This window comes from Actinomadura madurae (assembly GCF_047130825.1).
GTDB classification, from domain to species: Bacteria; Actinomycetota; Actinomycetes; order Streptosporangiales; family Streptosporangiaceae; genus Spirillospora; species Spirillospora madurae.
This window is the reverse complement of record NZ_CP083237.1, coordinates 7,772,226-7,791,665: the sequence shown is the minus strand read 5'-3', so window position 1 is coordinate 7,791,665 and position 19,440 is coordinate 7,772,226. Positions and strand designations below refer to the sequence as shown.

Sequence of the window (19,440 nt, the reverse complement as noted above, 5' to 3'; positions counted from 1 at the left end):
CGCTCCGCGGCCTGTGGCTACCCGCCCCGCTCCGCGGCCCGCGGCTCGGGGCGCAGGACCGCGCCGTCCGCCTCGTCGCCGAGGGACGCCTCGGCGAGCCGCCGCAGGACGTCCGCCAGCTCGGGATGCTCCTCTGGTGCCCACCCTTCCAGGTGCCGGGCGAGGCCCTCGCGGCGCGCGGCGAACAGGCGCCCCGCGGCGGCCTCCCCGGACGGCGTGATCGCGAGGACCCCGTCCTGCCGCCGGACGTACCCGGCGTCGACGAGCAGATCCACGTACGGGCGGCCGTGTTCGACGGCGACGCCCGCGCGGTCGGCGAGGTCCTGGCCGCTGACCGTCCCGTCCTTGGCGATCCGGCACAGCGCCCACACGCTGCCCGCGGGCAGCGAGACCCCGGAGAGCGCGCCCAGCCGGTCGTAGAGCTCGAAGGCCGTGGCGTCCTTGCGCATCAGCTCGCTCAGGGCGCGCTCGATCTCGTGCCTGGACGACCGGACGGTCGGCGCCGCCCCGAAGCCCTCGCCGTAATCGCGCGCCTGCGCGGTCGCCCGCAACGGCACCTCGCGCAGGAACCACGTCAGCACGCACGCGACCGCCACCACCGGGACGGCCCAGAGGAACACCGAGTCGATCGACTGCGCGTAGGCGTGCAGGACGTCCTGCTTCACCGCCGCGGGAAACCCGTCGAGCACGCCGGGATCGCCCTGCACCGCCGCAGGGTCGAAACCGGGCGGCAGGACCCGCGCCAGATCCTCGACCTGGTCGGCCAGCCGGCTGCTGAAGACGGACCCGAACACGGCGACGCCGAACGACCCGCCGATCTGCCGGAAGAACGTGACGCCGGACGTCGCGGAGCCGAGGTCCTTGTACGACACCGCGTTCTGGACGGCGATGACCAGCACCTGCAGGACGAGCCCGAGCCCGAAGCCGAGCAGCGCGAACCGCAGGCTCATCGAGAGCGTGGACGAGTTCTCGTCCAGTCGCGAGCACAGGTACAGCGCCACCGCGATGACCGGGGCGCCGATCACGGGGAACACCTTGTAGCGGCCGAACCGGCTGATCAGCTGGCCGGACCCGACCGAGCTGACCAGCAGGCCGAGCATCATCGGCAGCAGGTGCACCCCGGACAGCGTCGGCGAGATGCCGTGCACCACCTGGAGGAAGATCGGCAGGAACGTCAGCGCGCCGAACATCGCGAAGCCGACCGCGAAGCTGATCGCCGCGCCGAGCGCGAACACCGGGTTCGCCAGCAGCGCCGGCGGCATGACCGGCTCGGCGGCGCGCCGCTCGACGAGCAGCCACACCGCGATGAGGGCCACCGAGCCGGCGGCGAGCCCGATGATCGGCGCCGACGCCCAGGCGTAGCGCGTGCCGCCCCAGGTCGTCATCAGCACGAGCCCGACCGCCCAGCCGACGATCAGCACCGTGCCGAGGTAGTCGATGCGGTGCCGCTCCCGCTCGCCCGCCGCCCGCAGCACGGCGGCGATCACCGCGAGTGCCAGCACCCCGATCGGCAGGTTGATGTAGAACACCCAGCGCCACGACAGGTTGTCGACGAACCAGCCGCCGAGCAGCGGCCCGCACACGCTGGACACGCCGAACACCGCGCCGAACAGCCCCTGGTAGCGCCCCCGCTCGCGGGGCGGCACCACGTCCCCGACGATCGCGACGGCGAGCACCATCAGCCCGCCGCCGCCGAGGCCCTGGAGGGCGCGGAACCCGATCAGCTCCGTCATGTCCTGCGAGAGGCCGCACAGCGCCGACCCGACCAGGAACAGCACGATCGACGCCTGGAACAGCCGCTTGCGCCCGTACTGGTCGCCGAGCTTCCCCCACAGCGGCGTCGAGGCCGTGGCCGCCAGCAGGTACGCCGTCACGACCCACGACAGGTGGTTGAGCCCGCCGAGGTCGCTGACGATCGTCGGCAGCGCCGTCGACACGATCGTCTGGTCCAGCGCCGCCAGCAGCATGGCGAGCATGAGGGCGCCGAGGATGACGTAGAGGTCCCTGCCCTTCGGCATGGCCCGCTCGTCCCGCGCCTCCATCGCCGCAGTCATGCCGCCCCCTGCCGCCCGCATGCCGGGTGTGCTGGGGCAGGTCTACCCAGCGGGGAGACCGGATCACCCCGGCCGGCGGCGCGGGGGGCGGCAGGGGCGGCGGGTCAGTGCAGCAGGTCGCGGACGACCTTCGCGGCCCCCACGGCGGCGGCGCCGCCCGCCACCGCGACGGTTCCCGCGGTGACCCAGATGGGGAGGCCCTTGCGGGTCTTCAGCCCGCTCACGAGGTCGAGCGAGTCGACGGCGAGACCGAGCCGCGCCCACATCCGCCGCCCGGAGTCCTCGCCGCTGAGCAGGTAGCCGGCGCCGACGGCGATCTCCCGGGCACCGAACATCCGGACCATGTAGTCGCGGCCCGGGTCGGCGCCGCCGCTCAGCCCCGCCACCTTCACGGTCAGCCTCGGCGCGGCGAACGCCGCGACCCCGAGGGCGACCCGTCCGCGCGCCAGGGCGGTCATCATTTCGTCGACCTTGTCCCGGCCGTCTTCTTCCTTCGCATCTGCCACACCTGTGAGATTAGCGGCCCCCACTCATCCCTCAACCGGCAGGTAACCCGTTCCTTACACGTCTATCGTCAGAGGAGGCGGCACTCCCCCGGAATGAAGGTGGCCATGGAAGGCATCCTCGCCCTCATCGTCGTGTCACTCCTCGCCGCGTTCTGCGTGCGGTGGGCCGCGGTGCGGCTCCGGCTGCCGATGCCCACCCGGGCCGCGGTGATCATCGTGTTCGTGCTCGTCGTGCTGGCCCTGTACGGGCAGTACCTCCAGGGCTGAGCGGAGCGAACCGGGGTGACCGGCCGGTGAAATTTTCCGGCCGATCACGAACCTCCCGGGCCGGCCGTGAGTCATAACAGGCGAAACCGGCTTCACGCTCGTTCGACGCCCTCCCCGGGCCGATGCGTCTCACCCGCCCCGGTGAGTCCCCCGGCGCGCATCCCCCGCGGCGGACGCGAACGGTACCCCGTCCGGCGAAGCCGGCCCGAGCCGAGGGAGAGCACCCGTGCCGCATCCGGCGACCACCGTCCAGGAGACCGGTGGCACGATCGCCCCGCACCTCAGGCGCCTGCTGGAGTTCGTCGAGCCCGACCGCGACGACGTCTGCCTGGACGTGGCCCGCGGCGGCGGCCCGATGCCGGCCGCGCTCGGCCCCCAGGTCCGGCACATGACCGCGGTGGACGCGATGCCGGCGCCGTCCGCGGCCGACCGGCACCGCGACGGCGGCCGGATGGGGACGGTCGAGTTCGGGACGGGCCCGGTCCGCATCACCGGCGACGCCCGCACCCGCGAGGTGCGCGGCCGCACCGCGGGCGGCACCCGGGCCGACGGCGACCTGTTGCCCGCGTCCGCGACGCGCGAGGAGCGCAGACCGCGCCGCGGCGGCCCCGACCAGCGCACCACGATCAAGGCGGACGCCGCCGCGCTGCCCTACCGGGACAACTCGTTCTCCCTGGTGACGGCCCGTTTCTCGCTCTACAACCTGGGCGACCCCGACCACGTCCTGCGCGAGCTGCTGCGGGTGTGCCGGCCCGGCGGCCGGGTCGTCATCGCCGACCTCGTCCGCGGCAACCTCGCCGGGCCCGAGCGCGACCGGATCGAGCGGCTCCGCGACCCCGGCCACCCCGGCACCCCGTCCATCGCCCGGCTCACCGAGATGATCACCTCGGCGGGCGGGAGCATCCGGCGCCTGGACGTGTTCACCGTGGAGCGCCCCGTGGAGCCGTGGCTCGCCGGGACCGGCGAGGCGGCGGCCGAGCGGATCCGCACCGCCCTCCTCAGCGAGGTGGACGGCGGCCCCCGCACCGGCTCCAAGCCCCGCATCATCGGCGGCGAGCTCTGGTTCACCCAGTCCTGGGCGCACGTGGCCGCCGAGCCGATCCCCTAGACGAGACGATCTACGGGATGAGCACGGCCGCGCCGGTGAACCGGTCCGCCGCCAGGTCGGCCAAGGCCCGGTCCGCCTCGTCCAGCCCGTAGGCGTGCGTCGTGACGGCGACGTCCAGGCGCGCCGCGAGCTTCAGGAACTCCTCGCCGTCCGCCCGCGTGTTCGCCGTCACCGAGCGGACCTGCCGCTCCTGGAACAGATACCGCTGGTAGTCCAGGGACGGGACGTCGCTCAGGTGTATCCCGGCGATCGCGCACGTCCCGCCGCGGTCGAGGCGTTCCAGCGCCGCCGCGACCAGCTCCCCCGCCGGCGCGAAGACGATCGCCGAGTCGAGCGGCGCCGGGCCGGCGTCGAACGAGTCGCCCGCCCATGAGGCGCCGAGGTCGCGGGCCAGCTCGCGGGCGGCCGGGCTGCGGGTGAAGACGTGCACGTCGGCGCCCTCGGCGACGGCGATCTGCGCGGCCAGGTGCGCGGAGCCGCCGAACCCCCAGATGCCGAGCCGCCCGCCCGGCGGCAGCGCCGCGCGCCGCAGCGCCCGGTACCCGATGATCCCCGCGCACAGCAGCGGCGCGGCGCGGACGTCGTCCAGCTCGGCGGGCAGCGCGTAGGTGTAGGCGTCGATGGCGACCGCGTACTCGGCGTAGCCGCCGTGCGCGTCCCAGCCGGTGTACACCGACGCCGGGCAGAGGTTCTCGGCGCCGCGGCGGCAGAACCGGCAGGCGCCGCACGTCCCGCGCAGCCACGCTACCCCGACGCGGTCGCCGGTGCCGTGCAGGCAGCCGGGGCCGGCGGCCACGACCTCGCCGACGATCTCGTGGCCGGGCGTCACCCCCGGCAGGTGGACGGGCAGGTCGCCCTCGGCGACGTGCAGGTCCGTCCGGCAGACGCCGCACGCGAGCACCCGCACCAGCAGGTCGCCGGGGCCGGGGGACGGCACCTCGCGGTCGGCCCGCCGCAGCGGCCTCTCCGCGATCGGTGCCGGCTCGCGGACCGCCCACGCGCGCATCAGGGCGGCGTCAGCGGCAGCTCGAACCAGACGGCCTTGCCGTCCGCCGTCGGCCGGGCGCCCCAGCGGGTGGCGAGCTGGTCGACGAGGTACAGGCCGCGCCCGCCCTCGTCGGTCTCGCCGGCGCTGCGGATCCGGGGCAGCCGCATGTCGGAGTCGAACACCTCGACCCAGATCGCGTCGTTGCCGCGCCGCAGCCGGAGCCGGAACTCCTTGGTGGGCGGCTCGCGGCGGCCGAGCTCGGCGCCGAGGTTCCAGTCGTCCTCGTCGAACGCGCCGCCCTCGAACGGGTCGCCGTCCAGCGCGCCGAAGTCGGTGTTGAACTGCACGGGCGGCGGCGCGCCGAGCGGCTCGCCGCCGCGCCCCGGCGGGCCCGCCGGGACCGGGACGGCCATCTCGCGGCGCGGCGTCGGCGTCGCGGTGGCGTGCAGGACGACGTTGGTGACGACCTCCGACACCAGCAGGCACGCCAGCTCGGCCTGCTCGTCGAGCATCCCCCAGCCGGCGAACGCGTCGGCGGCCATCCGGCGCGCCTCCGACACCATGATCGGCTCGGCGGTGAAGGTGCGCTCCTCGACGGCCAGCTCCTCTCCGGCGGTGCGGATCACCACGATGGCGACGTCGTCGTCGATGTCGCCCGGCACCGCGTCGTAGGCGGCGTTGGCGATCGCCTCGACGCCGCCGCGGGCGACCTTGGCGACGGCCGCGCGGACCATCTCCCGCGACTCCTCGCGGGTGTAGTGCTCGCCGTCGTCGCGGGGCCGCCGGTCGATGAGGCCGTCGGTGTAGAGGACGAGCGTCGAACCGGGCTTGAGCTCGGTCGTCTCCTCGTTGAAGAGGATCTCGCCGCCCATGCCGGGCGCGCGCAGGCCGAGCATGCCGCCCTCGCTCTCGAACGGCAGCTCGCCGACCTCGCCGTCCACGATCAGCAGGGGCGGGTCGTGCCCGGCGTTGGCGAACTCCAGGACCCGCGACCACGCGTCGTACACGAAGTACGTGCAGGACACCAGCGGCGGGCGGACGAGGTCGTCGCTGTTCCAGCCGGACCGCATCCGCTCGGGCCGCGTCATCGTCCGGACCCACTCGTCCAGCTTGCGCAGGATGTCGGCGGGCGGCTTGTCGTCCTGCGCGAAGGCGCGCAGCGCGGCGCGGAGCTGGCCCATCACGGCGGCGGCGCGGGCCCCGCGGCCCTCGACGTCGCCGATGACGAGGCCGACGCGGCCCGCCGACAGCGGGATGACGTCGTACCAGTCGCCGCCGACCTGGGTCTGGATGCCGTGCCCGTGCGACTCCAGCGGGCGGGCCGGCTCGTACCGCCACGCGATCTGCAGGCCGTCCAGCGGGGGCGGCCGGTCGCCGGGCAGCAGGTGCTTCTGGAAGGCGAGCGCGGTGTCGCGCTCCTCCTCGAACAGCAGCGCGTTGTCGACGGCGAGCGCCACCCGGCTGGCGATGGCGCCGATCAGGTCGCGGTCGAAGCCGTCGTAGTGCGGGTCGGGCCGCTTGGACAGGTTCGACAGCGCCAGGCTCATCACGCCGAGCAGCTCGCCGCGCACCAGCAGCGGCGCGGAGATCAGCGAGGTGATGCCCATCTCGTCGCCGAACCGCTGGGACGGCTCGGCCGGCGCGGTGTAGCGGTGCTGGATCATGTCCTCGACGAGGACGGCGTCGCGGCGGTCCATCGCCTTGGCGCTCGGGTGGCCGGCCGGGTAGGAGACGGGCTCGCCGACCTCCGCCCACGTGCCGGGCGGCGGCGTCCAGTCGCCCGCGTGCCGGGACACCCGGCGGTGGAGCCGGTCGCTGCTGTACAGGTCGATGAAGCAGTGGTCGGCGAACTGCGGGACGAGGGTGTCGGCGACCCGGCGCAGGGTGCTCTCCAGCTCCAGGGACCCGGCGAGCCGCTCCCCGATCCGCTCCATCAGGCCGTAGCGGTCCTGCTCGCGCTGGTTGGAGCGCAGCGCCTCGCGCGCGAAGATCACGACGCCGTCGACGGCGCCGGACGGGTGCCGCAGCGGGACGGCGTGCGCGCGGGTGTAGACGGTGGTGCCGTCGGCGCGCAGGTTGCAGAACGTCCCCTCCCAGACGCCGCCCTTCAGGACGTGCCTGGCCAGCTCGGTCGCCTGCTCGTGGTCCTCCTCGGCGATGCCGAGCGAGAGGACGGAGTGGCCGATGATCTCGTCGCCGCCGAACCCGAACAGCTGGCGCGCGAAGGCGTTGCCGTAGATGACGTTGCTGAAGCGGTCGCAGACGATGACCGCCATCTCCATCTGGCTGAGGACGGTCTCGGGCGGCAGATACGCCTCGTCAGGCGCTTCCCCCCACTCGTTCATCTCCCCATCCCGGTAACACTCGCCATCCCCGCCCCGATGATCACCGGGCGTCGCGGCATCGACCTCTTGCGTATCCGCCTCGTCGTATTGAACGACGAACAGGCCGCCGGGATACGCCCGGAACGCGCGGTGTTATGGAGATCTTCGGTATAGACCGTCGGGACGGATGCTCGCACGCCGACCGTGTCAGCGCCTGCTGACGAAGACGTGCTCGGCGATGTCGCGCTGCAGCTCGGTCGCTGGACTGTCGTCCTCGTCGTCACTGATCACCCGTACCCCGTCATCGGTCGCCCGGAGAATCACCTCTCGTCCCGGTTGTATCCCTATCTGCTTGAGTCTAAGCATCAGGTCGCTGTCGCTCTGCACCTGCTCGCTGATCCGCCTGATCACCGCGCCGGCGCCCGCCGGGCTCGCCACCGCGGTCATCACCGACAGCGGCGCGGTCTCGGTGTCGTCGCCGTGCCCGCCGAGCTCGTCCAGGCCGGGGATCGGGTTGCCGTGCGGGCAGGTGGTCGGGTTGTCCAGCAGCGCGACGAGGCGGCGCTCGACGTCCTCCGACATCACGTGCTCCCACCGGCACGCCTCGATGTGGACGTCCTCCCAGGGCAGTCCGATGACGTTGACCAGCAGGCATTCGGCGAGCCTGTGCTTGCGCATGACCCGCGTGGCGAGGCCGCGACCTTCCTCGGTCAGCTCCAGATGCCGATCGCCCTCGACCCGCAGGAGCCCGTCGCGTTCCATCCGCGCGACCGTCTGGCTCACCGTCGGGCCGCTCTGGGAGAGCCGCTCCGCGATGCGCGCGCGAAGGGGAATGATCCCCTCCTCTTCGAGCTCGAAAACCGTCCGGAGGTACATCTCCGTGGTATCGATAAGGCCGTGTGAGGTCACAGCTCCCTCCAGTCTTATGGTCGGAAGTCTACTTGCTCGGACCCCACGTCGCCGGGTCCCCCGAATATCCCCGTGAAGCCGGGTACTGGGAAACGCAAGATGAACGCGAAACCTTCCCAGGACGCGGAAGCGTTCCTGCCAGAGACGCCCGAGGAGCGGTCCGATCTGGACGCGCTGCGCGAGGCGGCGGCCGGGTGCCAGGGGTGCGGCCTCTACCGGAACGCCACGCAGACGGTCTTCGGTGAGGGCTCCCCCGGAGGCCGGGTCGTGCTCGTCGGAGAACAGCCGGGTGACCAGGAGGACCGCAAGGGCCACCCGTTCGTCGGCCCCGCCGGACGCGTCCTCGACCAGGTACTTGAAGAGGCCGGGATCGAGCGCGGCGACGTCTACATCACCAACGCCGTGAAGCACTTCAAGTTCAAGAGGCAGGAAGGCGGCAAGCGGCGCATCCACGAACCGCCGAACGCGGGCGAGATGCGGGCGTGCCGCCCCTGGCTCCTGGCGGAACTGCGGCTTCTCGACCCGGACGTGGTCGTCGTCCTGGGCGCCACGGCCGGCAAGGCGCTGCTCGGGTCCTCGTTCCGGGTGACGAAGCAGCGCGGGCGCCTGTTCCCGATGCCCGATCTGGAGACGCTCGGCACCCCGGCCGCCGCTCGGGAGATCGAGGACGCGCCCGCGGGCACGGGCGGCGCGCGGCTGCTCGCGACGGTCCACCCGTCCGCCGTCCTGCGCGCCGACGACCGCGAGGCGATGTACCAGGGCCTGCTGGACGACCTGAAGGTCGCCGCCTCAGCCCTGCACTGACGCCTCAGCCCTTCATCGACAGATCAGCCCTTCACCGACACGGTCTGGGCGGTGCGGGTGTCGTAGCGGAGCAGGGCGGGGACGGCGAAGCCCGCGACGACCACCAGCACGGCACAGGCCAGGCCGCCGCCCACCCACGACGCGGTGGCCCCGGCGAGGCTGGCGGTCGCGCCCGCCCGGACGTCCCCGAGCCGCGGACCGCCCGCGACGACGACGGTGAAGACGCCCTGCAGCCGGCCCCGCATCTCGTCCGGCGCGTACGTCTGGAGCATCGTCTGGCGAAAAACCGACGAGACCAGGTCGGCCGCGCCGCCGACGGCGAGCAGGACCACCACCAGCCACAGCTGGTGGGACAGCCCGGCGGCGGCCACGGCCAGGCCCCAGATCGCGATGGACACGACGAGGGCGATCCCCTGCCGGTGCACCCGTCCGATCCAGCCGGACGACAGCCCGCCGAGGAAGGCGCCGATCGCGATCGCGGCGAACAGGTACCCGACCGCCCCCTCGCCGCCGAAGCGGGTCTCGGCGACCTCGGGGAACAGGGCCCGCGGCATCGCGATCGCCATCGCGATGATGTCCACGACGAACGACATCATCAGCACCGGCTGCGTGGACAGGAACCGGAGCCCGTCGAACACCGACCGCAGGCCCGGGGCGCGGCCGGTGTCGGCGAGCGGCGGGATGGCGGGGAGCCGCAGCGCCGCGTACAGCGCGACGGTGAACAGCACGGCGTCCAGCGCGTAGGCCGCGCCGTAGCTCCAGCGCGCGAGGATGACGCCCGCGAACAGCGGCCCGGCCAGCCCGCCGCCTTGCAGGATCGTGAAGTTCAGGGTGTTGGCGGCGGGGACGAGCCGCGCGTCGAACAGCCGGGGGATGATCGCGCTGCGGGTCGGCGAGGACACCGCGAACCCGATCGCCTGGATCGCCACCACCGCCATGATCAGGGCGAGGTTCTCGATGCCGAGCAGCGCCTGGACGAGGAGGAGCAGCGTCGCGACCCACATCACGCAGGACGCGACGAACAGCAGCCTGCGCCGGTCGACGTGGTCGGCGACCGCGCCGCCCCACAGCCCGAACACGATCAGCGGGACGAGGTTGACGAACCCGAGCACGCCGACCCAGAACGACGACCGGGTCATGTCGTACACCTGGACCGGGACGGCCACCGCGGTGACCTGGAAGCCGATGAACGACACGCCCTGCCCGAGCCACAGCCGGCGGAAGGCGGGAAGCGCGAGCGGCCGGGTGTCGATCGCCAGGCCGCGCAGGCGTCCCCGGCGCGCCGTCCCGCCGGGTCTCGCGGGCTCCTCCGGTCCGGGGGCGGGGTCGGTGGTCTCAGACTTTCCGGATTTGCCGGAGTTGCCGGACGTACCGGACGCCGCTGACGTGCCGCTGTCAGGACCGTCGCCGGGGGTTGGCTGCTGTTCCGTCACGGAGACAGTCTCTCGACCGTCCATTCTCCCGGATCCGATGGGGTCGCCCTGCGGTAGCGGATGCGGTCGTGGAGCCGGTCGCGGCGGCCCTGCCAGAACTCGACCGACTCCGGGACGACGCGGTAGCCGCCCCAGAAGTCCGGCAGCGGGACGGCGTCCGCCCCGTCGTCGTCCGGCGCTCCCGGGGCCCGTCCCTCCGCCGGGTCCGGCCACCGCCGGGCGGCCTCGGCGTAGCGGCGCTCCAGCTCGTCCCGTCCGGAGATGACGCCGGACTGGTTCTCGCTGGCCCACGCGCCGAGCCGCGACCCGTACGGGCGCGTCCGGAAGTAGGCGGCCACCTCGTCCCGCGACAGCTCGAACACCGGTCCGGCGACGCGCACCTGCCGGTACATGGGATGCCAGGGGAAAACCAGCGCCGCGCGCGGGTTCTCGGCGAGATCGCGGCCCTTGTGGGACGTCAGATTCGTGAAGAACCGGAACCCCTGCGGCCCGTACCCCTTGAGCAGGACGGTCCGGGCGCTCGGGACGCCGTCGCCGGACGCGGTCGCGAGGATCATCGCGTTCGGCTCGACCAGCCCGGAGGCGTGCACGTCGGCGAACCACGCCGCGAACAGCGCGAGCGGATCGGCGGGGAGCGCCGGCTCCGACAGTTCGCCCCCCTCGTAGGATCTGCGGAGCCGTGCAGGGTCGGGCGTTGGGGAACTCACAGCGTCTGAGCCTCTCACCTGGTTCTTGTGCAACTCACATGACCCCTGGGTACTGGTCGGTAAGGCGGACAAGGTTCAATGGCACGGCACCGCCTTATCACTCTTGGGGACGAAAGGCAGGACGACATGTCCGACTTCAAACCCGGTCTCGAGGGGGTCGTCGCCTTCGAGACGGAGATCGCCGAACCGGACAAGGAGGGCGGCGCCCTCCGTTACCGGGGCGTCGACATCGAGGAACTCGTCGGCCGCGTCTCCTTCGGCGACGCCTGGGGGCTCCTGGTGGACGACAGCTTCGACCCGGGACTGGCCCCCGCCGACCCGCACCTGCTCCCGGTCACCTCCGGCGACGTGCGGGTCGACGTGCAGAGCTCCCTCCCCACCCTCGCCACCGCGTACGGGATGCGGCCGCTGCTCGACATCTCCGACGAGCAGGCCCGCGCCGACCTCGCGCGGGTGTCGGTCACGGCCCTGTCGTTCGTCGCGCAGTCCGCGCGGGGCGTCGGCGTGCCGATGGTCTCCCAGGACCGGATCGACGAGGCGAAGACGATCACCGAGCGGTTCATGGTCCGCTGGCGCGGTGAGCCCGACCCCAAGCACGTGCGGGCCATCGACGCGTACTGGGTCTCCGCCGCCGAGCACGGCATGAACGCCTCCACCTTCACCGCTCGCGTCATCGCCTCCACCGGCGCCGACGTGGCGGCCAGCATCTCCGGCGCGATCGGCGCCATGTCCGGCCCGCTGCACGGCGGCGCGCCGGCCCGCGTCCTGCCGATGATCGAGAAGGTCGAGCAGCTCGGCGACGCCCGCAAGGTCGTCACGAACATCCTCGACTCCGGCGATCGGCTGATGGGCTTCGGGCACCGCGTCTACCGCGCCGAGGACCCGCGCGCCCGGGTGCTGCGCCGCACCGCCAAGGAGCTGGACGCGCCGCGCTTCGAGGCCGCCAAGGCCCTGGAGGACGCGGCCCTCGCCGAGCTGCGCGAGCGCCGCCCGGACCGCCCGATCGAGACGAACGTGGAGTTCTGGGCCGCGGTGATCCTGGACTTCGCCGAGGTCCCGACCGCGATGATGCCCGCGATGTTCACCTGCGGCCGCACCGCGGGCTGGGCGGCGCACATCCTGGAGCAGAAGCGCACCGGGCGCCTCGTCCGGCCGAGCGCCCGCTACACGGGCCCCGGGAGCCGCTCGCTCACCGACGTGCGCGGCGCAGCGGAGATCCTCAAGCGCTGACCCCCCACCCCCGCAGGACGCGCCTGAGGCCCCCGGCCGGACCGGGGGCCTTTGCCGTGCCCGGGGCCGCTCCGCCGTGCCCGGGGTCACTGGGACGGCGCGCCGCTCCGCCCGTCCCCGGGCGGGCAGTCGGCCTTCCCCTGCTCGCCCGCGATGAGGCGGCCGCACACCTGCCGGACCTCGGTCGTGCCGTCCCGCTTGATCGTCGCGAGGATCACCGGGCGGTCGATGACCTGGTGGCCGGTGGCGCGCGAGCCGAACCGCAGGACGCCGCTCGCCCCGTTGGGCAGGACGTCGTGGTCCGGGTCGTTCAGCGCGGCGAACACCGAGCCCGCCGACGGCAGCGCCTCCTCCTGCCAGTACACCCTGCTCGCCACGGTCGCGACGAGGGTCGCCGCGTCGTAGCTGACGGCGGCGCGGGTGATGGACGGCCGCCGCCCGGTCGCGTCGTCGTGGTCGGTCATCTTCCGGACGGCCGGGTCGTAGTCGGAGTAGAACGTCTGCGGCGGCTGGTCGCCGATCCAGCGCCGCGTCCACGCCTCCCGCGCGGCCAGCGGCGTGAAGTACAGGTCGAAGGTGCCCTTGCGGCCGATGTCCTCGGCGTTGTCGCTGACGTACTTGGCGATCTCGTCGTCCGCGAGGACCAGCGGGCGCTTCGGGCAGGACAGCTCCAGGACGTTGATGAACGAGCGGAACTCGTCCGACCTGCCCGCGTAGTAGAACAGGTCGGGCTGGTTCCGGCACGCCTCCCGGACCGCCTTGTTCAGCTCGCCCGGGTTCTTGTACGGCCGCATGAGCGCCTTGCCGGGCCGGAACGACTTCCGGAAGTCGTCCGCCAGGTTCGCGCTGTAGATGTCGTCGGGGTCGCCGTCGTAGATGACCACCGCGTCGTCCGCCTTCGTCCCGCCGACGGCGCCGTGCCGCGCCCAGTACGCGGCGTGCTCGGCCGTCCGCGCGTTCGGGGACGCGAGCCGGAAGTAGTAGGGCGAGAAGCCGGCGTCGCCGTCGAGCAGGGCCGTCCCGTCGTAGCTGTTGGCGGTCCCGACCAGCGGCAGCGCCGACTTGGCCAGCAGCCTGATCGCGTCCTGCGTCTGCCGCCGGCTCTGCTCGAACCCGATGACCGCGACGATGGAGCGGTCCTTCAGCGCGAGGTCGCGGATCTGCTGGGCGACGTGCACGGCGTAGCGGAACCTGGCGCCCGCGTTGGCGATCAGCACCCGCAGCCGCAGGTCGTCGCCCTCGGCGGCGTCGTTGAACCGCTGCTGCGCGATCGCCAGCCCGATCAGCTCGCCCTGCACCCCGGCGAGCAGGTCGATCCGCTTGTTCTTGATGGACGGGTCGGCCGTCACCGGGCCCAGGTAGACGACCGTCGCGTGCGGCTTGCCGGACTCCTTGACGTGGTCGTTCTGCGACTCGATCGCGTCCAGGACCTTGTTCAGCCGGTTGTCGTTGTTCTCGCCGCCGGAGTCCGGGCCGAAGCGGTACGACCCGTCGGTGAGGCCGACGCACTCGCCGTTCGCCATCCGCCGGATGCCGAACGGCGAGCAGTACCGCACCGCCTGGACGGAGATCACCGTGATGGACGCGGCGGCGACCGCGACCATCGCGATCCACGGCAGCGCCGGATGGGCGATCCGCGGGCGGCGCCGCACCGGCCGGACGGGCGGCAGGTCGCCGCCCGGGTCGCGGGTGATGTCGACGCGCAGCTCCCGGCGCGAGCCGAGGGCGCCGACGCGCCGCTGCTCCCGCGTGTAGCGGTCCCACAGGCCGCGCGCGGCGATGACGCTCTGCGGCTCGCCCGACGACATGTCCACCCGCACGGCCTGCGCGAGCCGGTCGACCAGCCGCGGCCCGGACGGGGCGGACGGGTCGTCGTCGGCGGGGGCGGTCGGGTCGACGCCGGCGACCACGACGAGCGGGTCGAAGCCGGCCAGCCCGTCGCTCGCCTGGCTGTCGGCGCGGACCCGCTCGACCAGCTCCACGAACGTCACCCCGGGATGCCCGGCCGACAGGTGCTCGAAGATCAGCACCGGATAGCGGACGCGCGCCCACGCCGCCCGCCGGTAGTCGCGCCGGTAGCAGCGGCGCAGGTCCTCCAGGAACGCGGCCACGAGCAGCAGGTCGAGCTGCTCGCCGTGGTCGTCCGGCTCGACCGGGCGCGGGTCGAACACCCCGAGCGCGAACCCGAGGAAGCCGGTGGAGTCGCGGTCCACGTAGGGCTGCCGGAGGAACCAGCCGAACCGGCGCACCCCGAACCAGCCGCGCGTCCGGGCGACGATCTGCACGGTCACGAACGCCAGCCCGATGACCGCGGCGAGCACGGCGGACGCCAGGTCGAGCGCCGCCGCCGTCCCGGCGCTGATCAGCGCGACGGCGGCGACCCCGATCGGCGCGATCTGCTCCAGGAACGACAGGAACGTGGCGGGCCTGCCGCGCACCTCCTCCAGGTCGCGCAGAACGTCCCGCCCGCGCCGCCGGATCACGCGGTTCAGCTCCCGCCGCCGGGCGTTCTCGTTGTCGCCGACCGGCGGCTGCGTCAGCCTCCGCACCAGCAGATGGTTCTCCCGCTCGGCCGAGGACACCCCGCGCGGCGGCGGCCGGTCCCCCGCGAGCCGGATCTCGCGCAGGTCGCGCAGCCACAGCGCCATCTCCAGCAGCGTGAACCGCAGCGCCGGCTCGCCCCGGGCCCGGCTGCTCGGCTGCGACAGCTCCCGCTTGGCCTCCCGCAGGACGCCCGCGACGTCGGTGGCGGGCGTCTCCGCGGCGATGTGCGACACCGGCGCCCGCTCGTCCTCGCATCGGGACTTGAGCATCTCGGCGGCGTGGGACGCGGCGCGGCCCGGCCCGAGCAGCAGCAGGAGGGGCCGCAGCCGCTCCCGCCACCGCCACGGCGGCCGCTCCCGCAGCCGTTCGAACAGGTCGAGCACCCCGCGCAGCCGGTCCTCGCTCAGGACCCTGTCGCCCTCGCCCGCCATGCGCCAACGCCTCGCTCTCGCCCTCGGCCCCCAGCCGCTCCTCGAATCTCGCCCCCGACGCCCCTCTGGGGTTGGACGCGGTCCAACGCCAAAAGGATCGAAAGTTCTTGCTGATCACACGTCCGGACACGAAACCCGGCCACTTTGCCATCATTGGCGCCATGAGTGAAGCCCCCGACGAGCCGCTCGACGGCGACATCGGCCCCGCGCCCGGCGCGGCGGCGGACGCGCGGAAGGCGGACACACGAAAGGCGGACACGGCCGAGGAGCTCCGCCGCTACGAGGCGGAACGCGAGGCCCGGCGCCGCCGTACCAACGCGGTGTCGGGGCGCGTCGCCGCGGTGGCCGCCGCCCTCCTCCTCGCGTTCCTGACCTACGACTCGGCGAACACCGCCATCGAGGCCCACTCCAAGGGCGACGACTGGCTCTACCCGCCCGCCACCGTCGCCGCCGTCTGCGCGGTGGCCCTCATCGCCCTGCTCAGCTGGGCCTGGCGCCGCCGCCGTCTCGGCATGTGACCCGCACCGCGATCTTCCTCGCAGGTCAGATACCCTCGGGTGAGTGACCGACAGTGCGAATCCAGCCATTGACATTCCCGCCGATCTCAAGCCCGCCGACGGCCGTTTCGGGTGCGGTCCGTCCAAGGTCCGGCCCGAGCAGCTCGCGGCACTGGCCGAGTCCGGGTCGGCCTACATGGGCACCTCCCACCGGCAGAAGCCGGTCAAGTCGCTCGTGGGACGCGTCCGCGAGGGGCTGGCGCAGCTCTTCTCGCTGCCCGAGGGGTACGAGGTCCTGCTCAGCAACGGCGGCACCACGGCGTTCTGGGACGCGGCGGCGTTCGGGCTCGTCCGGCAGCGTTCGCAGCACCTGACGTTCGGCGAGTTCTCCAGCAAGTTCGCCAAGGTCACCACGGGGGCGCCCTGGCTGGGGAACCCGACCGTCATCTCCGGCCCGCCCGGCACGCACCCGGAGGCGTCCGCCGAGGAGGACGTCGACGCCTACGCGCTCACCCACAACGAGACCTCGACCGGCGTCGCCATGCCGATCAGGCGCCCCGCCGGGACGACGGCGCGGGAGGGGCTCGTCCTGGTGGACGCCACCTCCGGTGCGGGCGGCCTGCCCGTCGACGTGTCGGAGACCGACGTCTACTACTTCGCGCCGCAGAAGAGCTTCGCGGCGGACGGCGGCCTCTGGGTGGCGCTCGCGTCCCCGGCGGCGCTGGAGCGCATCGACGAGATCGCGATGTCCGACCGGTACGTCCCCGAGTTCTTCAACCTCAAGACCGTCGTGGACAACTCCGCCAAGGACCAGACCTACAACACCCCGGCCGTCGCCACGTTGCTGCTCCTCGCCGAGCAGATCGAGTGGATGAACGGCCAGGGCGGCCTGGAGTGGACGACGTCCCGCACCGCCGACTCGTCGCAGCGGCTCTACACCTGGGCCGAGAAGACGGCGTACACGACGCCGTTCGTGGTCGACCCGGCGCAGCGCTCGCAGGTCGTCGGCACGGTCGACTTCAACGACGACGTGGACGCCGCGGTCGTCGCCAAGACGCTGCGCGCCAACGGGATCGTCGACACCGAGCCGTACCGCAAGCTCGGCCGCAACCAACTGCGCATCGGCATGTTCCCGGCGATCGACCCCGACGACGTCGAGGCGCTGACCGCCTGCGTCGACTACATCGTCGAGCGCCTCTAGCGGCGAGCGGAAACCCTCGGGGGCGCCACGCCGCACCCCCGAGGGAAGTCTCCCCCTCGCTCAAGCCCTGCCTGCCCGAGGGGGACGACCCCCCACACCCCCCGGTTCGCTGCGCTCAAGCCCTGCCTGCCCGAGGGGGGACGACCCCCCACACCCCCCGGTTCGCTGCGCTCAAGCCCTGCCTGCCCGAGGGGGGACGACCCCCCACACCCCCCGGTTCGCTGCGCTCAAGCCACGGTCAGGAGGCCGCCGGTCCCGCCCTCGCGCTCGATGACCCGGTGGAGCAGCCCGGCGCGGTCGCGCTCGGCGTCGGCGTCGGCGAAGCCCGTCCACACGCGCGGGTCCATGTCGGTGTCCCGGGCGGTCGGGACGAAGGCGGCGGTCATGAGCACCTCGGGCAGGTCGCGGCGGCCGGGACGGCGTTCCATGCCGACCTTCAGGTAGGTGCCCTCGCGCAGCATGACGACGGTGGCGAACCGGACCCGCGTGTGCCGCTCGACGTCCCGGAACCAAGCCGGGTTCGACGCCCAGTAGATGTTCTGGTCGGTGTCCACGGCCACGGCCAGCGGGCTGAGCGCGCCGCGGGCCAGGTGCACCTCGGTGGGACGGTCGCGGTCGACCCACGCCAGCGCGACCCGTCCGACCACGGCTTCGAGGACGCGGGTGACGTCGGACGGCGTCCGGCAGCCCGCCAGCAGCTGGAAGAGCGGCTCGCTGTCGGTCGTCCCGGCCGCGGGCGGCAGCGCGTACCGCGAGCGCAGGCCGGCGGCGTCGATGTCGCCGTTGTGCGTGGCGACGACGCCGGCCGGCGTCCGGGCGGACCGGTCGAGGCACGCCGCGGCGGTGCCGGGGACGACCATCGGGCTGGCGTTGTCCGCCTCGACGGGGGAGCCCTGCGTCGCCCAGCGCGTGTGGCCGAGCGCGACGGGCGCCCGGTCGAGCTCGGCGAGGAACTCCGGCCGCCAGATCCCCGAGAAGCGCCCGCGGCCCTTCACCACCCGGCAGCCCCCGACACCGGCGGCCGGCCCGCCTAGCACCGTCCCGCCGAGCCCCGGACGCCCGCCGAGCAGCGCCAGGCCGGCCGAGTCGGTCCCGCGCTCCTCCGCGAGCGCGCCCAGCGTGACGAACACGTCCGACGCCCGGCCCGGGTCGTCGGCGAAGGGCGAGCGCACCACCCCGAACAATCCACACATGCAGGATGAGATGCAGAAGACGGGCGGACGGTTCGCGCCGGGCACGCGGCCGAATAAGCTCATGGTCGTGAACCGCGCGCCCCAATGGCTGCTCCCCACCGTGCTGACCGCGCTCGTCCTGGCCGTGGTCGTCGGTGCGCTGCTGAGCTGACCGGCGCGGGGATCACATGATCGGCGGGGCGGGGAACGGGGATGATCAGGTCATGCGAGCACGCCGTCCCACCGCCCGTTCCCGATCCCGCGCCGCCGTCGCGGTCATGGTCGCCGGCGCCGCCGTGTGCGCGTTCTCCCCCGCCGCGTCCGCGGCCCCGGGGAGCGCGGCCCGCGACGACGAGGTCGCGTTCACGATCAAGGACCCGCGGATCACCGAGTCCAGCGGGCTCGCGGCCAGCGCGCGCCATTCCGGGGTGGTCTACACCCACAACGACTCCGGCGGCGTCCCGACGGTCTACGCGCTCGGCCCGGACGGCGGCGTCAGGGCGGTCCTCACCCTCGCCGGCGCGGGCGCCCGCGACTGGGAGGGCATCGCGATCGGCAAGGACGGCCGGGGCCGTCCGGCCCTCTACGTGGCCGACATCGGCGACAACCTCGGCGGCGCGTGGCCCTACGTGACCGTGTACCGGATCCCGGAGCCGTCCCGGCTGCGCAGCCAGACCCTGCGCGCGACCCGGTTCCGGATGAAGTACGAGGACGGGCCGCGCAACGCCGAGACGATCATGATCAATCCGCGGACGAACCGGCTCTACATCGTCAGCAAGCTGTTCGGCGGCAGGGTCTACGAGGCGCCCGCGCGCCTGCGCACAGGTGGCGTCAACGTGCTGCGGAAGGTCGGGGACGCCCCCGCCATCGCGACCGACGGCGCGTTCTCCCCCGACGGGCGGACCTGCGTGATCCGCACCTACTTCGGCGCCCGCGTGTACTCGGTCGGAGCCGGCGGCAGGCCCGGCAAGACGCTGGAGTCGATCAACCTGCCGACGCAGGCGCAGGGCGAGTCGGTGACCTACGCGGCCGACGGCGAATCCCTGCTGGTCGGGTCGGAGGGCAAGAACCAGCCGGTCTACCGGGTGCCGCTGCCAAAGAGGGCGCTGCCGTCGCCGTCCGCCTCGCCCGGCAACGCGGGGACGGCGGGGAACACCGAGGACGGCCGCCGGGACGCGTCCAACACCCGGATCGGGCTGTTCCTGGCGCTCGGCATCGCGGCGGCCGTCGGATACGGGCTGAAGCGGAAACGGAAGTGACCCCCG

Annotated in this window: 17 protein-coding genes; 8 read left to right on the top strand and 9 right to left on the bottom strand. The window is 73.3% G+C overall.

The features are described from left to right. Positions 1–17: 17 nt before the first annotated feature. Together K8Z49_RS36075 and K8Z49_RS36070 are read right to left on the bottom strand one after the other, a co-directional pair. On the bottom strand, positions 18–2,054 hold the full coding sequence (locus K8Z49_RS36075; RefSeq protein WP_412516262.1) for a DHA2 family efflux MFS transporter permease subunit: 2,037 nt from the start codon (positions 2,052–2,054) through the stop codon (positions 18–20). A gap of 104 nt (positions 2,055–2,158) precedes the next feature. After that, entirely contained in the window at positions 2,159–2,560 is a 402-nt protein-coding gene (locus K8Z49_RS36070; RefSeq protein ID WP_033332308.1) for a hypothetical protein, read from the bottom strand. Positions 2,561–2,665: 105 nt separating this feature from the next. Between K8Z49_RS36070 and K8Z49_RS36065 the strand changes: the two genes are divergently transcribed. Next, positions 2,666–2,827, top strand: a complete 162-nt coding sequence (locus tag K8Z49_RS36065) for a hypothetical protein (RefSeq protein ID WP_177287920.1) — start codon at positions 2,666–2,668, stop codon at positions 2,825–2,827. A gap of 226 nt (positions 2,828–3,053) precedes the next feature. Beyond that, positions 3,054–3,935 (top strand): class I SAM-dependent methyltransferase, encoded by an 882-nt coding sequence (locus tag K8Z49_RS36060; RefSeq protein WP_412516261.1) that lies wholly within the window; start codon positions 3,054–3,056, stop codon positions 3,933–3,935. Positions 3,936–3,945: 10 nt separating this feature from the next. Here the strand turns inward: K8Z49_RS36060 and K8Z49_RS36055 are convergent, their stop codons facing one another. The 3 genes from K8Z49_RS36055 to K8Z49_RS36045 form a co-directional block, all read right to left on the bottom strand. Further along, the gene (locus K8Z49_RS36055; protein WP_412516260.1) at positions 3,946–4,941 is read right to left on the bottom strand and encodes a zinc-dependent alcohol dehydrogenase family protein; all 996 of its coding nucleotides are present in this window, start codon (positions 4,939–4,941) and stop codon (positions 3,946–3,948) included. Next, positions 4,941–7,268 carry an ATP-binding SpoIIE family protein phosphatase gene (locus K8Z49_RS36050; RefSeq protein WP_024935637.1) on the bottom strand — a complete coding sequence of 776 codons (2,328 nt, stop codon included), beginning with the start codon at positions 7,266–7,268 and terminating at the stop codon, positions 4,941–4,943. The genes K8Z49_RS36055 and K8Z49_RS36050 overlap by 1 nt, the downstream gene beginning before the upstream one ends. A gap of 186 nt (positions 7,269–7,454) precedes the next feature. Continuing rightward, positions 7,455–8,156 carry a metal-dependent transcriptional regulator gene (locus K8Z49_RS36045; RefSeq protein WP_024935638.1) on the bottom strand — a complete coding sequence of 234 codons (702 nt, stop codon included), beginning with the start codon at positions 8,154–8,156 and terminating at the stop codon, positions 7,455–7,457. A gap of 99 nt (positions 8,157–8,255) precedes the next feature. Here K8Z49_RS36045 and K8Z49_RS36040 point away from each other — a divergent pair, with 99 nt between their 5' ends. Next, complete coding sequence (locus K8Z49_RS36040) at positions 8,256–8,960, top strand: UdgX family uracil-DNA binding protein (RefSeq protein WP_021596937.1); 705 nt, start codon at positions 8,256–8,258, stop codon at positions 8,958–8,960. Between the two features lie 23 nt (positions 8,961–8,983). Here K8Z49_RS36040 and K8Z49_RS36035 read toward each other — a convergent pair whose 3' ends face one another. Both K8Z49_RS36035 and pdxH read right to left on the bottom strand, forming a co-directional pair. Next, positions 8,984–10,393, bottom strand: coding sequence for an MFS transporter (locus K8Z49_RS36035; protein ID WP_021596938.1), 1,410 nt, complete (start codon positions 10,391–10,393; stop codon positions 8,984–8,986). Continuing rightward, a complete protein-coding gene (gene pdxH, locus K8Z49_RS36030) occupies positions 10,390–11,100 on the bottom strand; it encodes a pyridoxamine 5'-phosphate oxidase (protein ID WP_021596939.1) in 711 nt (236 codons plus the stop codon). Before pdxH ends, K8Z49_RS36035 begins: the two co-directional genes overlap by 4 nt. Before the next feature lie 126 nt (positions 11,101–11,226). Here pdxH and K8Z49_RS36025 point away from each other — a divergent pair, with 126 nt between their 5' ends. Then, positions 11,227–12,330: a citrate synthase 2 gene (locus K8Z49_RS36025; RefSeq protein ID WP_021596940.1), complete on the top strand. Its 1,104-nt coding sequence runs from the start codon at positions 11,227–11,229 to the stop codon at positions 12,328–12,330. Positions 12,331–12,416: 86 nt separating this feature from the next. Here the strand turns inward: K8Z49_RS36025 and K8Z49_RS36020 are convergent, their stop codons facing one another. Continuing rightward, on the bottom strand, positions 12,417–15,305 hold the full coding sequence (locus tag K8Z49_RS36020; RefSeq protein WP_412516259.1) for a hypothetical protein: 2,889 nt from the start codon (positions 15,303–15,305) through the stop codon (positions 12,417–12,419). A 161-nt stretch (positions 15,306–15,466) separates the two neighbouring features. Between K8Z49_RS36020 and K8Z49_RS36015 the strand changes: the two genes are divergently transcribed. Both K8Z49_RS36015 and serC read left to right on the top strand, forming a co-directional pair. Continuing rightward, positions 15,467–15,823 (top strand): hypothetical protein, encoded by a 357-nt coding sequence (locus K8Z49_RS36015; protein ID WP_021596942.1) that lies wholly within the window; start codon positions 15,467–15,469, stop codon positions 15,821–15,823. Positions 15,824–15,866: 43 nt separating this feature from the next. Further along, a complete protein-coding gene (gene serC, locus K8Z49_RS36010; RefSeq protein WP_111832234.1) occupies positions 15,867–17,003 on the top strand; it encodes a phosphoserine transaminase in 1,137 nt (378 codons plus the stop codon). Positions 17,004–17,230: 227 nt separating this feature from the next. Here the strand turns inward: serC and K8Z49_RS36005 are convergent, their stop codons facing one another. Beyond that, positions 17,231–18,178 (bottom strand): class II glutamine amidotransferase, encoded by a 948-nt coding sequence (locus K8Z49_RS36005; protein WP_021596944.1) that lies wholly within the window; start codon positions 18,176–18,178, stop codon positions 17,231–17,233. A 16-nt stretch (positions 18,179–18,194) separates the two neighbouring features. Between K8Z49_RS36005 and K8Z49_RS36000 the strand changes: the two genes are divergently transcribed. Both K8Z49_RS36000 and K8Z49_RS35995 read left to right on the top strand, forming a co-directional pair. Further along, positions 18,195–18,347, top strand: a complete 153-nt coding sequence (locus K8Z49_RS36000; protein ID WP_021596945.1) for a hypothetical protein — start codon at positions 18,195–18,197, stop codon at positions 18,345–18,347. Between the two features lie 52 nt (positions 18,348–18,399). Next, on the top strand, positions 18,400–19,434 hold the full coding sequence (locus K8Z49_RS35995; protein WP_412516258.1) for a hypothetical protein: 1,035 nt from the start codon (positions 18,400–18,402) through the stop codon (positions 19,432–19,434). Positions 19,435–19,440: the final 6 nt, after the last annotated feature.

Excerpts from the sequence above, each read along its gene's own strand:
- K8Z49_RS36020 (WP_412516259.1), bottom strand. The coding sequence starts at position 15,305 with ATGGCGGGCGAGGGCGACAGGGTCCTGAGCGAGGACCGGCTGCGCGGG.
- K8Z49_RS36025 (WP_021596940.1), top strand. The coding sequence starts at position 11,227 with ATGTCCGACTTCAAACCCGGTCTCGAGGGGGTCGTCGCCTTCGAGACG.
- K8Z49_RS36015 (WP_021596942.1), top strand. The coding sequence starts at position 15,467 with ATGAGTGAAGCCCCCGACGAGCCGCTCGACGGCGACATCGGCCCCGCG.
- K8Z49_RS36050 (WP_024935637.1), bottom strand. The coding sequence starts at position 7,268 with ATGAACGAGTGGGGGGAAGCGCCTGACGAGGCGTATCTGCCGCCCGAG.
- K8Z49_RS36065 (WP_177287920.1), top strand. The coding sequence starts at position 2,666 with ATGGAAGGCATCCTCGCCCTCATCGTCGTGTCACTCCTCGCCGCGTTC.
- K8Z49_RS36055 (WP_412516260.1), bottom strand. The coding sequence starts at position 4,941 with ATGCGCGCGTGGGCGGTCCGCGAGCCGGCACCGATCGCGGAGAGGCCG.
- K8Z49_RS36000 (WP_021596945.1), top strand. The coding sequence starts at position 18,195 with ATGCAGGATGAGATGCAGAAGACGGGCGGACGGTTCGCGCCGGGCACG.
- K8Z49_RS36040 (WP_021596937.1), top strand. The coding sequence starts at position 8,256 with ATGAACGCGAAACCTTCCCAGGACGCGGAAGCGTTCCTGCCAGAGACG.
- K8Z49_RS36075 (WP_412516262.1), bottom strand. The coding sequence starts at position 2,054 with ATGACTGCGGCGATGGAGGCGCGGGACGAGCGGGCCATGCCGAAGGGC.
- K8Z49_RS35995 (WP_412516258.1), top strand. The coding sequence starts at position 18,400 with ATGCGAGCACGCCGTCCCACCGCCCGTTCCCGATCCCGCGCCGCCGTC.